Origin of the sequence: Paenibacillus artemisiicola (genome assembly GCF_017652985.1) — a bacterium.
Classification (GTDB): Bacteria; Bacillota; Bacilli; order Paenibacillales; family Paenibacillaceae; genus Paenibacillus_Z; species Paenibacillus_Z artemisiicola.
In genome coordinates, this window is sequence record NZ_JAGGDJ010000009.1 from 17,808 (window position 1) to 31,057 (window position 13,250).

The window sequence follows — 13,250 nt, forward strand, 5'->3', positions numbered from 1 at the left end:
TTTCCCGCGCGGCCGTTAGCGCCCGCAGGCGATCAGCGCTTGCGCGATCATCTTGAACAGCTCGAGGTCCTGCTTGTAATCCTCCGGCGTCGTCTTCGGAGCCGCTCCGTTCGCGACGACGTCGTAGAACGTCTCGAGCTCGACCGTGTACGGATCCTTCAGCGTCGGACGCTTGACGTACTCATGGTACGCCTCGCCGATCGTTTCCTTCACTTCCAGCGTCGTCGGCAGGTGGCGGATGTACGGCGTGTCGTACTTCACGGTCAGCTGCTTGCATTTGCCGAACACCTCGATCGACGCGTCGAACCGGCATTGCTCGTCGACGCCCGTCTCGAAGGTCGCGTAGTACCCGTCGAATTCGAGCGTGGCCGCGATATAGCCGCCGCCGTTCCACTGCGTCGCCGACACGACGCGCTTCGGCATGCCGAGCAGCTCGCGCATCGCCGACAGATCGTGGCTGTTCAGCCCCGCGAGCAGTCCGTACGCGTTATAGACGTCCTGCGGCACGTCCCCGATCGCGTCCCGGATCATCGCGGCGCGGCGCGTCCAACGTTCTTCCATCTTGTCCTGCGGAATATCGGAGAAGCGGTACACGCGGCTCGATTGGTCGATGATCTTCCGGTTCGGGCCGATGATGTCGCGGATTTTGGCGTATTGAATCGGGCCGAGCGTCTTGATTTCCTCCAACGCTTCCGTAAACGCCGGCGCGTAGCGGCGCATGTAGCCGACCATCACCTGCACGCCCGCCTCGTCGCGCGCCCGGATCATCGCGTCGGCGTCGGCCGCGTTCAAGGTCATCGGTTTCTCGATCAGGACGTGCTTGCCGTTCTTCAGGGCCTGGATGGCGGAGTCGGCATGGTATTCGTCGCTGTTCAGCACGAACACGGCGTCGAGATCGGCTTGCGCCGCGAGCGCCGCATAATCCGTATACAGGTTCGCCACGCGGTGCTTCTCGCCGAGCGCCGCCAGCAGCGACGGGGAAATATCGCACAGCGCCGCGATCTCGTACCGGTCCGCCAATTGTTCCAAAATAGGCAAATGCGTGATTTGGGCGACTTCTCCGAGTCCGATCAAGCCGACTTTCAATCTTCTCATGGTCGAGTTCTCCTTTGGCGGTTAGAATGTGACGACGGCCTTCAGGAAGCCGTCCGGTTTGCTTGCGGCCGTCCGGAACGCGGCGTTGATGTCCTTCAGTTCGAAATAATGGCTGAGCAGCGGCGCCACGGTCAGCTGGCTGGCTTCCAGCAGCTTGATGCCGGTCCGGATGCCCTTCAAATACGCCTGCGGGTCCCGCTCGTGCGCGTTCACGACGTCGAGTCCCTTCCAATTCCAAGCCTGCACGTCGATCGTGCGCTTGCCGCCCTGATGGTAGCCGAAAATAATGAGGCGGCCGCGGATGCGCGCCGCGTCGGTCGCCGCGTCGAGCGCCCCCTGCTTGCCGGTCGCTTCGATGACGACGTCCGCCCCTTCGCCTCCCGTCAGCTCCAGGATGCGGCGCGCGGCGTCTTCCTTCGACGCGTCGACGACGACGTCCGCGCCGAGCGCGCGGGCCAGCGCCAGCGATTCCGGCCGGGCGTCGACGGCGATGATGCGGGACGCGCCCTTCAGACGGGCGCCCTGCAGAATCAGGCCGCCCATGAAGCCGACGCCGATCAGCGCGACCGTGTCGCCGACCTCGATGCCGGAGCGCGCCGCGCCGTTCATCGCGCAGCCGATCGGCTCGCCGAGCGCCCAGTCGAAGGGCGTGCCCGCGTCCAGCCTGACCGCCCACGCCTCCGGCACGGCCACGTATTCGGCGTAGCCGCCCCGGTCGGTAAAGATCGTCACCCGGTCGCCGACCGCGAACCGGCTGGCTCCTTCTCCGAGCTCGGCGACGACGCCGCTGACCTCATGGCCGAAGAAGATCGGCTCCTCCGTCTTGAACGCCGGGTCGGCCCACATGCCGAGCTCCGACGAGCACAATCCGCATGCTTTCACTTCGACCAGCACTTCGCCGGGCTCCGGCGCCGGCCGGTCGATGTCCAGGACCCGCACGTCTCCGGGCCCGTATATGGCGGCAGCTTTCATGGTCATCCCCTCCTTTGCCTTTAGCCTTTGATGCCGAGGCTCGCGATGCCGCCGATCAGGTTCTTCTGCGCCACGTAGTAGATCACGAGCAGCGGGATGAGTATGACCGTGGACGCGGCCATCAGCAGGTTCCATTCGGTCGACCGGGACGAGACGAAGTTGGCGAGCCCGATGGCCAGCGTGAACTTCTCCGGCGAGTTCAGGTAGATGAGCGGCGACAGGAAATCGTTGTAGACGCCGGTGAACGTGTAGACGACGATGATGGTCAGCGACGGCCGCAGGATCGGGACAAGCACCCGCCACAGGATCTGCAGCTCGTTCGCGCCGTCGATTTTGGCCGCCTCGTCGAGATCCTTCGGGATGGTCAGCAGAAACTGCCGCATCAGGAACACGTAGAACGCGTTGCCGAAGAAGGCCGGCACGACCAGCGGCAGGTACGTATCGATCCAGTTCAGCTTGCTGTAGAACAGGAACGTCGGGATCATCGTCACCTGCTCGGGAATGAGCATCGTCGCCAGCATGAGGAAGAACAGCGCGTCGCGGCCGCGGAACCGGAACCGGGAGAAGCCGTAGGCGATGAGCGTGCAGGAGATGACCTGGCCCGCGATCGTCAGCGCCTCGAGCGTCAGCGTGTTCGCGACGTAGGTGCCGAACGGCGCCAGCGTGAACGCGTCCTGGTAGTTGTGCCAGAGCGGCGGCGACGGAATCCAGCGGGGCGGAAATTCCCACATGCCCGCCTTCGTCTTCAGCGAGGTGGAGATCATCCACAGGAACGGCACGAGGCACGCGGCCGACAAGGCCGCCAGCACGAGATGCGAGACGGTCGATCCCGCCAATTTGCGAATGCGGTAGGTCATGCCGGTTTCCCCTTTCCGCTGCCGTCGTCGGCGTCGTAGAACACCCAGCGGCTCTGGGATTTGTACACGATGATCGCGAGCACGAACGAGATGAGGCCCCCGACCCAGGCCATCGCGGCGGCGTAGCCCATGTCGAACGTCTTGAACGCCTTCTGGTACAGGTACAGCATGTAGAACAGCCCTTCGTTGTTCGGGCCGCCGCCGCTCGCGCTGCCGGCACGGCCGTTCATGATGAACGCGGACGTGAACACCTGGAACGAGCCGATGATGCCCATGAGCAGCTGGAAGAACAGCGTCGGCGTGAGCAGGGGCAGCGTGATCCTGGAGAAGCGCTGCAGCACGCGCGCGCCGTCGATCTTGGCCGCTTCGTACAGATGGCCCGGAATGTTCTGCAGCCCGCCGAGGAAGATGATGGCGCCGCCGCCGATGCCCCAAAGGCTCATGATGACGTACGTCGTCAAAATCCAGTTCGGATCCTCCAGCCACTTCGGCCCGTGAATGCCGACGAGCGACAGGAAGTAGTTCAGCAAGCCGTAATCGCTGTTGAAAATCCATTTCCACACCATGGCGATCGCGACGCCCGAGATGACGGAGGGCAGGTAGAACAGCGTGCGGTACGCGTTGATGCCCCGGATGTTCAGGTTCAGCAGCAGCGACAGCGCGAGCCCGAAGACGAGCCCGAGCGGAATCGCGAACGAGCTGTAGACGAGCGTTACGCGCATCGACTTGTAGAACAGCTTGTCGCGGAACAGATGGTTGAAGTTGTCCCAGCCGACCCAGGACGGCGACTGGTAGATGTCCCATTTCATGAAGCTGATGAGCAGCGACGCGACGATCGGAAACGCCGCGAACGCCGCGAACCCGATCAGCCAGGGCGAGATGAACGCATAACCGAGCCGTTCTTCCCTGCGTTCGGCCCTGCTCAAAATCGTTTTGGCCATGACCGGTCCCCCGTTCCTTCAGAGTTTGTCAAAACGTTTGCGCAAGCGGACGCGCCGAAGGGAAGGACGCGCCGTCCTTCCGCCGCCCTCGCGGGCGCGATCCCCTGTTAGGCGTTCACGTACGCATTGCCGGCGCGGTCCCGCCCTCGCGCCAGGAAGATCTGCCAGTTCTCGTTCTTCTCCGGCACGACCTTCGTGTCGGCCGAGAGGAACCGCATCGTGTAGCCGCAGCGCCGGTACGGGCTCGCATTGGCCGTCGCGCCGTGGATGATGCGGGAATCGTGCAGCGAGCATTCGCCCGGCTCGAGCTCGAAGTAGACGGCCCGCGATTCGTCGATGTTCTTGATCGTCGCGTGGAACGTGTTCACCGCCATGTCGACGGATTCGTACTCGGAGAAGCCGTTATGGTGCGTGCCCGGAAGAACCCGCATGCAGCCGTTCTCCTTGGTGCTGCGGTCGATGGCGAGCCAGACGGTGACGATGTTGTCGTACTTGTCGAAGCGGCCGTTCCAGTAGGCGGAATCCTCGTGCCACGGCGTCTGGCGGCCCTTGTACGGGTCTTTGCAGATGAAGTGGCTGGACCATAGGATGATGTCCGGGCCGATCAGCGGCTCGACCAGGTCGAGCACCTCGTCCGCCAGCAGGAATTCCAGCAGGCGCGGATCGCGGAAATGCGGCGTGTCGAGCTCGTCGGACAGCTTGTCGCCTTTCTCCGCCAGCTGCTCCTCGAAGATCGAAGCCAGCTTCGCCAGCTTCTCCGCGCCGAACACCGGCCGTTTGTACAGGTGATACCCTTGTTCGCGATAAAACGCGACGTCCTCCGCCGTTAAGTGGGCCATTGCGTTCCCTCTCCCCTCATGTGTTTGAAAGCGGTTGTAAAATCGTTTTGACGGCTTGGCCTAGACGGTACGGATGTTGGTTCTATGCGGATACGCCTGCTTCGAGGACGGGATCGCCTCTTTGCGGTTGCGCTTGCGGTATTTCGCCGGCGTGCAGTCGAAGCGCTCCTTGAACAGGTGATAGAAATGGCTTAAATTCTCGTAGCCCGCCTCCATGCACACCGAGACGATCGCCTCGTCGGTTTGCGCGAGCAGATTGGCCGCGTATTGCAGCCGAATGTCATGGATCCACTCCGTCGGCGTTTTGCCGAAGCGCTTCTTGATCACGCGGGTCAGATGCTCCGGGCTCTTGCCCGAAAGCTCGTAGAGCCGCGGCAGCCCTTCGGCGAAGTTCTCCTTCACGCGCATCTCGTTCGCGAGGTCGACCAGCCATTCGGGCACGGCGGCGGACGGCGCGGCGTCCGGCCGGCCGGAGAAGCAGCTCATGAAGATATCCGCGGTGAGCACGCGGATCTCCGCGCGGATCTGCCGCTTCCGCATGCCCGGCAGTACCGTGATCTCGTGGAGCTTATCCTTGATAAGCTCCGTCTGGTACGCGCCGACCTGCCTGACCGGCGGCATCGGATCGCCGAGCAGCCGCTCCGCTTCCACGCCGTCGCCCACGTACGCGAACATCGCCTCGGCCATGCGTGAGGAGAACGCGAGGTTCAGCAGCTCGACCGGCCGGTTGCCGTCCCCGGCGTAGCAATGCGCGTCCGACGGCCGGATGAAGCACAGCGTCCCCGCTTCGAGCAGCTCCTTCCGGCCGTTGATCAGATGCAGCACGGAGCCCTTCGTGATGAGGAAGATTTCGTAGAAATCGTGGTCGTGCATGGCCGTGATCGATTTGATCGATTTGTGATAGGCGTAATGAATTTCGGTTTCCTTATCCAGAAGGTCGTTCTCCAGCAGCTTCTCCACGCGATCACATCCCCGGTTCGTGTAAGAAACCGTCCTGGCGCCGGCTTCCGGGCGCCGAGGGCGGCGAAAACGTTACGACAAGCTTGGCGGAGCTTACTGCCCGGCGAGCAGCTCGTCGATTTTGGCCTGCATCTCGTCCGCCGTTTTCGGCAGCACCTCCGCCGGATCCTTGTAAGATTTGCCGTCCACCGGGTTGACGACGTCCGTGTACGCCTGGCTGAACATCGACGCGACTTCGTTCCAGGTCCGGTTGCGGTCGTAGGACGGCGCCTTGGTCGGCAGCTTCGCCTGCTCGAGGAACACCTTGAGCAGTTCGTCCTGCTCCAAGCCCTTCTCCTCCCAGACGCTCGGCATCGGCGGCCCCCACATGAACCGGGTGTCGATCGCCTGCTTGCCGACCTCCGGGCTCGACAAGTACTTCATGAACGCCCAGGTCGCGTCTTTCTTCTCGCTCTTGTTGTTCATGTACCAGCTGACCTCTTCGGTCCAAGCGAAATTGCCCGTGCTTCCCTCTTCCTTCGGAAAGCCGACGGCGCCGGCCTTGAAGCTCGCCTTCTTGATGTCGTTGTAGCCCCACAGGAAGCCGAGCGACATGCCGATCTTGCCGGCGGAGAACGGCCCTTGGTCGCCCGCGGTCTGCATGACCGACGACGGCGCGCTCACCCCTTCCTTGGACAGCGTCTGCGCGTATTGGAACAGCTTGATCATCTGCGGGGAATCGACGAAGCCCTTGACCTTCTTCCCGTCGTCGCTCGCGACGTCGCTGCCCATGTTCCAGATGATCGGATTGCCGGTAATGGCGTTGAAATCGCTCGCGAACAGGTCGGTGCCGTAGATGCCCTCGTCCGCGTGCGTGATTTTTTTGGCCGCGTCGCGGAAATCGTCGAGCGTCCAATCCGGCGTCGGGTACGGCACGCCGTATTTGTCGAACAGGTCCTTGTTGTAGTAGATGACCGCGTTGGACATGTCCCGGGGCAGCCCGTAATAATGGCCGTCCGTCCCCTTCAGGCGGAGCGCCGTCGCGGGCTGGAAATACTTGTTCATGTCGTAGTCGTCGCGGGCGATGAATTCGTCGAGCGGCGCGATGTAGCCGCGTTCGAATTCGTCCGGGGAGTACCAGCCGCCCCACATGTCGGGCCCCTTGCCCGCCGCGAACGCCGCGTTCAGCTTCTCGAAGAAGCCGTCCTCCGGAATGTTCGCCATTTTGACCTTGATGTCCGGGTGCGCCTGCTCGAACTGCTTGATCAGCGTCACGTAGAAGTCCTGCGTGCCCGTGCCGTCGAGCTGCCAGAAGTCGATCGTCGTCGTCTTGCCCGACGGCTTGTTCCCGCTCCCCGCGTCCGCGGCGTTGGAGCCGCCGGCATCGTTCGCGCCGTTCGTGCCATTGGAATCGCCGGCGCCGTTCGAACCGCCGGAGCAGCCGGCGAGGACGCCAGCGGCCAGCGCGACCGCGAGAGTGAGGCCTGCCCGTTTTCTCATAATGAATCCTCCCTTTTCTGTAGCAAGGTATCCCGATTCAAGAATTGACAAGTTGCGAAAACGTTTCGACAACGCGCGGGCGGCTGCCGTTAAAGCGTTTTCATGATCCTAATTATAGCGGAACGCCCGGTGAAATCTTGTACTATATTGATCTTCGTCTTTAAAAACGAAAAAACGTTCGCGGGCGCGAACGTTTCGTTTTGTCTGGCGAACATAGGCGTGCTTGCCGCCTGGATAGGCGGGCGGCGCGGCGGATTCAAGCTTGCTAGTTGAAGCTCCGCCGCTGCGAGGGGCTTCGTTCCGTTCGCCGCGGAGCCGCCGATCCCAGCTCAAGCTCCGGATGCGCAAGCGGCGCCGCCGGTTCTCGGGAACGCCGGCGCTGCCTTAGGCGTTCAGTTCGCCGATCAATCGGCGCAGCGCTTGATCGATCGGCGTGACCGGCCGGCCGAGCACCTTCTCGAAGTCGCTGTCCGCGATCTCCAGCAGTCCTTCCCGGATGCCCCGCTGGATCTCGACGAGAATCGGCACGACGAAGTCCGGCACGCCGGCGTCCCGCATCGCGGCGCCGTAGGCGGCATCGTCGACGTGCGCGACGGGCACGTCCTTGCCCAAGGCCGCGCCGACGGCGGACGCCAGCTCATCCTGGGTCAGGAGCGGGCCGGATAATTCGTAGATCGCGTTCTCGTGCCCTTCGCCCGTCAAGACGGCCGCCGCCGCTTCGGCGTAATCCTGCCGCGCCGCCCACCCGGTCTTGCCGGAACCCGCGGCCGTCAGCCACGGCACGCCCGCCATCGCGGCTCGAATGCTGCCGAGTTCGTTCTCGAGGTACCAGTTGTTGCGAAGGATCGCGTACGGAATGCCGGTCGCGAGAATTGCCTTCTCCGCCGCTTGATGAGGCGGCGCGAGGAAGAGCGCGCTGTCGCGCGCGTTCGCCAGGCTGGTATAGGCGATGAACTTCACGCCCGCGCGGGCGGCCGCTTCGACCGCGTTCATATGCTGGCGGATCCGCGTTTCGTTGTCCCCGTCGGCGGAAATGATCAGGATGCGGTCGATGCCCGCGAACGCCGCGTCCAGCGTCTCCGGACGGTCGAAATCGCCCTGCCGGACGTCGACGCCGCGCGCGCGGAGTCCTTCCGCCTTCTCCGGATTCCGCACGCTGACGGCCACGTTCGCCGCCGGAACGGTTTGAAGCAGCGTCTCCACGACTTTCGCGCCCAGCATGCCGGCGGCGCCGGTAACCAATAGTTTCATCGATGATACCCTCCAAACGAATGATTTGACCTTATGTAGGCCGCTCGTTGTAACCATTATAGTTACAACTTGATTCGGCTGTCAATCCCCATTCGGTCGCCAGCTTCAATCCGCCTCTTCGTTGCCGGCAGGGGTGCAAGGACGACAAAAAGACGGCCGATTCCGGATCGGCCGTCTTCAAGGCGCTGCTGATTGCATGGCATTGCTTCCTCTTTATCTCGGGGAAGCAGTCCTTTTACCAGGCCCGCCTCTCCTCCCCTTGCCGGCTCTCCTCCGGGAACCGCCGCGTCCGCCGCTCCGACGTCTCGTCGCATGGCTTTGTTTCGGTAACATGGACCACCCGCGCTTTCTTCCTCGCAGCCGCTTCCGCGCCGGCCCGATTTGCCAAGCCCTGATAGGTATCCAAGCATTTGGACCGCCGGGTCATATCCTGTTACAAGGGTCGCCCGCGCGCCGGATTCGCGTCCGGCCGCTTCGGCTATTCAATTCGTCGCGGAAGGAGGAATACGATGCCACTGTTCGTCCCGACCAATATGCAAGGCGCCAGCAGCTCCGACGAGGTGACGATCCCGCTCGGGGAAGACCCCTTCGTCGTGCTGGAATGGGGCCATTTGATCGAAAGCGAGACAAGCCTCTTGTTTGCCCAAGGCAAGATCGAGCTGCAAGCGTTCTCGACCGACGGGCCCGTCACGTTCAGCTACGTGCTGATGGTGGACGGCGTCATTATCGACATCGCGGAAAGCTCGGCCACGACGCCGCTGATCCTCCCGATCGGCGCCCGGCAAGAAGACTTGCCCGCGGAGCATCTGGTGTTTCAAGTGCTGGTGACCGGCGAAGGAGCGGGTTCGTTGGTCGTCGGAAACCGGGAATGCATGACGATTTCCGGCCCCGCCATTCTCTAAAATCCGCAGCCTTTCGCATCATGAAGAACCGTCCTCGGTTCCCGTCTTCGGAGGCAGCCTAACCATCGGCTGCCTCTTTGCGCGCCTGCCAAAGCGCGCCGCATGGACGCTTCGGACGAAGCCGTCGGCATTCCAGCGGCCGCGCCTTATCGCTTCCGGCGAAATACCCCGTACGCGGCAATGGCGAGCAGCGCATAAGCGGCTACGACCGAGCCGAGGGTCAGCAGCCGCTCGTGCCGGCTCCCGTCGGCGAACAGAACCGGCCCGAGGCCGAAGAACGTCACGACGGCGAACAATAAGAAGAGGACGATACCCAGTACCGTTTTCATGGCAACACCTCCCGTTCGCGGCGGAGTCGCTTCGTGCGATCGCGGATGCGTCCGCCCGTCTTCGACCGGCCCGGCTTCTGCGCGGCGCTCGTCTAGAGGCGCATGCGCCCGGCTCAAGTTGCGCTTCCGGCCGGCCTTTCCTTAATCAGCCACAAGGCCAATTCGTGTCCGACGTATACGGTCGTCTCCGGTTCCACGGGTACCCCGTGATCGGCGATGCCCCTTCCGTCCGGAATATAGCCGCGTTTCGCGTACAGCCGCTGCGCGTTTCCGTAGGCATGATAGAGGCCAACGCCGATGCCGACTTTAGCCGACCTTTCGAACGCGCGCGCTTCGATCGCGTCCATCAGCGCGTTCCCGATGCCGAGCCGCCGTCTTGCCGGCACCACGTCGAAATTGTTGATTTCCGGTATCCCTTGTTCGGCGAAAGGAGGATATACGGAGGTCTGCAGCAAGTGCAGCCAACCGGCAAACCGTTCTTCATGCCAGGCAATCAGCGTCGTTCTTCTCCCAGGATCTTGCTCCTGCCAACACCGCTCTATGTAGTCCAAGGGCTTGCCGATCCCGTGCTCGTTCAAGGCTTCGTAGACCGATGCCGCGTCTCCGCTCTGCATGGGCTTGATCAGAAGTCCGGCTACGATGGTTCTCCCCTCCTTCGATCGGCGCATGATTGTCCGTCGCCTAGATCCTCTCCCTCTCAACATTCGGACTCCCGCCAAGGCAGGCTGCCGGCGACCGGCAGCCTGGCGGCGGGCAAACCCTTCGCAAACAAACGACGGGGCTCACACGTTCTTGATGGCAAGCAGCGCGTCCACGGGCGGGTGGTCCTCGCCGAACGATCGGACGAATACCGGGTTGCGCCGGTCATGCTGTCCCTTCATCACGACGACGTCGAACCCGAGCTCCTCGAATTCTTCCGGCTCCCAGCCGCTGCGGTGCGTTTGGAATTCTTCGCCGTTCAGCCCGTAATGGTCCACGTTGGCCTGCGGGAAAAAGCCGCGCGGCGTGAACACGATGACCTGCTTCTTCGCGATCAGCTCGGCGTCGCGGAGCATCTTGAGCGCGTCGTGCTTGCCGAAATGCTCGATCGAATCCATGAAGGACACCGCGGAAAACGTCTTCGGAATAAAGAATTGCTCCATCAGCCGCGCATCCGCGTTGAGCGGCAAAATATGACCGGACGTCGTCGCGCGGTTCAGCAAATACGGCCGGTGCACATCCATGGCGACGATATGCGCGTACGGCAGATCGTCCAGGATCAAACAAGGTCCGCTGCCGACATCGAGCAAGCTCTCCGTCTCGGTCAGCCGCTCGGTCAGCAGCGCCAAAAAATTGCGATTATCCGTTACGTAGGCCACTGGCTTCGCCTCCTTTGCTCGAACTCTGTTACCAGTGTATGAGCATGTCCGGGATCCGGCGCGGGCAGATGCGCAGCCGACTGTCATGACTTTTGCCGCGCCGCTCCGGCAAGCCGGTGCGTATGGCGCGGCAGCAGTCCGGTCAGAGCGGGTCCAATTGATCGGCGAGCGTATCCCAATTCGCCTCGAGCCAGTGCATCTCCTCGACGAAGCGGGCCAGCAGCCCGCGCAGCTCGCCGTCGCGGCGCACCTCCGTGCGAAGCCACCAGCCGGATTCGATCACGTACAGCAGGCGCATCGCGCGGCTGAGCATCCCGCGCGGCGCTTCCGCGTGCGCGCGGTACCCGTCCAGGAAAGCCCGGGCTTCCTCCTCGCGGATCCGGCCGTCCCGCAGCGCGCCCGACAGGAGCGCGCGGGCGACGTCGATCTCGGGATAGGCGACGTCCATCCGGTCGAAATCCACGATGCCGGCTACGCCGCGCGCATGCAGCATCAGGTTGTCGACCCACAGATCCCAGTGCAGCCAGCCTGTCCGGCTCGGCGCGAACAGCCCGAAATCCAGCGCGTCCACGATCGTCCGCGATCGCTCCAGCCAGGACAACACCGTCCCGTCCCCCGCCGCCTCCGCCGCGTCCCAATTCCGCTGCCATTCCCGCCGGTACGCCGCTTTGTCGGGCGTCCAGACGGGCACGGCCGCCGGTGCGCCGGCGTTCAGCCGGCGGTGCATGCGGCCGACCGCCGCGCCGAGCGCGGACAGCTGCGCGGCATTCATGCCCCCCGCTTCGGCCGTTTGCCCCTCCACCCAATCGAGCGCGGCGAAATGCAAGCCGGAAGGCGTTTCCTGCAAGCATTGCCCCTCGTGCGCATAGACGCCCGGGCACGGAATGCCCGCGACGCTCAGCCCGTGCTGAATCCGGAGGTTCCGTTCGATCCCCTTGCGCCGCTCCGGGTTCGCGTGCAGCTTATAGCGCTCCGGATGATAATATTTGACGAACAGCGGCCCTCGGTCCGTGGTCATGCGCCACTTGACGTTGAGCCAGCCCTTGTCGATCGTGACGGCTTCCTGCGCGATTAGCCCGAATCGGCGCTTCAGCTCACCGGCGATTTCCTGCGCCAGCCTCTCGTTTTCGTTTTCGCCCATCCGCTGGCCCCTCCTTTCCTTGCTTTGCCGCCGCGGACGCTACCTCAGCTTCGCCTCGTACACGAGCTTCCCGCTTGCGTCGAGTCCGCGAACGGACTGCCACTCGCCATTATTGCCGTTGTCGGCCTCCCATAGAAACAAAAACATCCGATCTTCGCCGATCGGCGAATGCATGGAAGCCACGTTGCCCGATTTCTTCTCGGTCATGACCAGTTCGACCGCCGCAATCCGGTCGTCGGACACGTAGCCATAGAATTTGAAGGCCATCAAGCGATCGTGCGTCGCCGATCCGCTCCAGCTGTAGGTAAACGGTTTGGAAGGGTCGATTTCGACGCCGCCCACGCCGTCGCCCGGCACCCAGCCGCCGTGTCGGCGCTTCACGGTATCCGCGGAAAACCATGTCTTGTACGTCCCGAGGAACACGACCTGATCCTTGTCGAAGGGCGCCACGACCTTGCGCGCGACCGCGGTTGGCCCGTAATGGAAGCTCTTCTCCGAGAGGCGGTGCGCTTCCTCCGGCGTGCGGCTGCCCGTGTAAACGGGAAGCGTCTGGACGAACAGCCAGGCGAGCAGCAGGACGGCTGCCCACTCGGCGGCCGCGATTGCCGTGCGTCTCCTCATGCCTCCGCGCCTCCTTCGGCTAGCGGGATGTCCAGCCCGGCGCGCCGATCGTACAGCTCGTAGAACAGCGTCGCGCGGGTGGCCGGCGTCATCGGCGCGTCGTACCATAAGTAGCCGCGCTGGCCTCCCGGAAAGCCGCTCGAGCCGGATTCATGATTCTCCAGCACGCGGCCGTCCGGCAGCCGGAGCTTGAACGCGGTCGTCGGGAGCGACCAGCTATTGCGCGTGATTGTCGAACGGTACGTGTATGTCACCAGAATATGCTCGTCATCGACGTACACCTCGTCGACGGTGAATGTGTCCTCGTCGATCGCCATCGGCTTTCCGACGGAAATACGTATGTATGCGCCGTCGGCGTGCACCGCTTCCATCGGGTCATTGATGCCGCGGCCGCGCTCCTGCGTCCACCGCTCGATATAATACGGCAGCAGCAGCAAGGCCAGGACGACAAGGAGCGTTCTTCGGACGATCGCGAGGACCCGCCGGGTTCGCTTCATTCGGCTTC

15 protein-coding genes are annotated in these 13,250 nt (G+C 63.3%); 1 reads left to right on the forward strand and 14 read right to left on the reverse strand.

The features are described 5' to 3' along the window. Positions 1-15: 15 nt before the first annotated feature. The 8 genes from I8J29_RS14040 to I8J29_RS14075 all read right to left on the reverse strand — a co-directional run bounded on the left by I8J29_RS14040 (position 16) and on the right by I8J29_RS14075 (position 8,394). Entirely contained in the window at positions 16-1,095 is a 1,080-nt protein-coding gene (locus tag I8J29_RS14040) for a Gfo/Idh/MocA family oxidoreductase (protein ID WP_208848205.1), read from the reverse strand. A gap of 21 nt (positions 1,096-1,116) precedes the next feature. After that, positions 1,117-2,067, reverse strand: coding sequence for a zinc-binding dehydrogenase (locus tag I8J29_RS14045; RefSeq protein WP_208848206.1), 951 nt, complete (start codon positions 2,065-2,067; stop codon positions 1,117-1,119). Between the two features lie 20 nt (positions 2,068-2,087). Next, the gene (locus I8J29_RS14050) at positions 2,088-2,924 is read right to left on the reverse strand and encodes a carbohydrate ABC transporter permease (RefSeq protein WP_208848207.1); all 837 of its coding nucleotides are present in this window, start codon (positions 2,922-2,924) and stop codon (positions 2,088-2,090) included. After that, positions 2,921-3,865 (reverse strand): carbohydrate ABC transporter permease, encoded by a 945-nt coding sequence (locus I8J29_RS14055; RefSeq protein ID WP_208848208.1) that lies wholly within the window; start codon positions 3,863-3,865, stop codon positions 2,921-2,923. Before I8J29_RS14055 ends, I8J29_RS14050 begins: the two co-directional genes overlap by 4 nt. A gap of 107 nt (positions 3,866-3,972) precedes the next feature. Continuing rightward, a complete protein-coding gene (locus tag I8J29_RS14060; RefSeq protein WP_208848209.1) occupies positions 3,973-4,704 on the reverse strand; it encodes a phytanoyl-CoA dioxygenase family protein in 732 nt (243 codons plus the stop codon). A 60-nt stretch (positions 4,705-4,764) separates the two neighbouring features. Continuing rightward, positions 4,765-5,664, reverse strand: a complete 900-nt coding sequence (locus I8J29_RS14065; RefSeq protein ID WP_208848210.1) for a helix-turn-helix domain-containing protein — start codon at positions 5,662-5,664, stop codon at positions 4,765-4,767. Between the two features lie 93 nt (positions 5,665-5,757). Continuing rightward, positions 5,758-7,143 carry an ABC transporter substrate-binding protein gene (locus I8J29_RS14070; protein ID WP_208848211.1) on the reverse strand — a complete coding sequence of 462 codons (1,386 nt, stop codon included), beginning with the start codon at positions 7,141-7,143 and terminating at the stop codon, positions 5,758-5,760. Between the two features lie 384 nt (positions 7,144-7,527). Then, the gene (locus tag I8J29_RS14075) at positions 7,528-8,394 is read right to left on the reverse strand and encodes an SDR family oxidoreductase (RefSeq protein WP_208848212.1); all 867 of its coding nucleotides are present in this window, start codon (positions 8,392-8,394) and stop codon (positions 7,528-7,530) included. Between the two features lie 509 nt (positions 8,395-8,903). Here I8J29_RS14075 and I8J29_RS14080 point away from each other — a divergent pair. Beyond that, a complete protein-coding gene (locus I8J29_RS14080; RefSeq protein WP_208848213.1) occupies positions 8,904-9,296 on the forward strand; it encodes a hypothetical protein in 393 nt (130 codons plus the stop codon). Positions 9,297-9,442: 146 nt separating this feature from the next. On the opposite strand, the gene I8J29_RS14085 is transcribed toward I8J29_RS14080, so the two are convergent. The 6 genes from I8J29_RS14085 to I8J29_RS14110 form a co-directional block, all read right to left on the reverse strand. Next, positions 9,443-9,625, reverse strand: a complete 183-nt coding sequence (locus tag I8J29_RS14085; RefSeq protein WP_208848214.1) for a DUF6954 family protein — start codon at positions 9,623-9,625, stop codon at positions 9,443-9,445. A gap of 113 nt (positions 9,626-9,738) precedes the next feature. Beyond that, positions 9,739-10,293, reverse strand: a complete 555-nt coding sequence (locus tag I8J29_RS14090; RefSeq protein ID WP_240546185.1) for a GNAT family N-acetyltransferase — start codon at positions 10,291-10,293, stop codon at positions 9,739-9,741. A 114-nt stretch (positions 10,294-10,407) separates the two neighbouring features. Further along, positions 10,408-10,983 (reverse strand): class I SAM-dependent methyltransferase, encoded by a 576-nt coding sequence (locus I8J29_RS14095; RefSeq protein WP_208848215.1) that lies wholly within the window; start codon positions 10,981-10,983, stop codon positions 10,408-10,410. Between the two features lie 142 nt (positions 10,984-11,125). After that, positions 11,126-12,124, reverse strand: a complete 999-nt coding sequence (locus I8J29_RS14100) for a phosphotransferase enzyme family protein (protein WP_208848216.1) — start codon at positions 12,122-12,124, stop codon at positions 11,126-11,128. Between the two features lie 39 nt (positions 12,125-12,163). After that, entirely contained in the window at positions 12,164-12,745 is a 582-nt protein-coding gene (locus I8J29_RS14105) for a hypothetical protein (RefSeq protein ID WP_208848217.1), read from the reverse strand. Then, complete coding sequence (locus I8J29_RS14110; RefSeq protein WP_208848218.1) at positions 12,742-13,242, reverse strand: hypothetical protein; 501 nt, start codon at positions 13,240-13,242, stop codon at positions 12,742-12,744. The genes I8J29_RS14105 and I8J29_RS14110 overlap by 4 nt, the downstream gene beginning before the upstream one ends. Positions 13,243-13,250 lie beyond the last annotated feature (8 nt).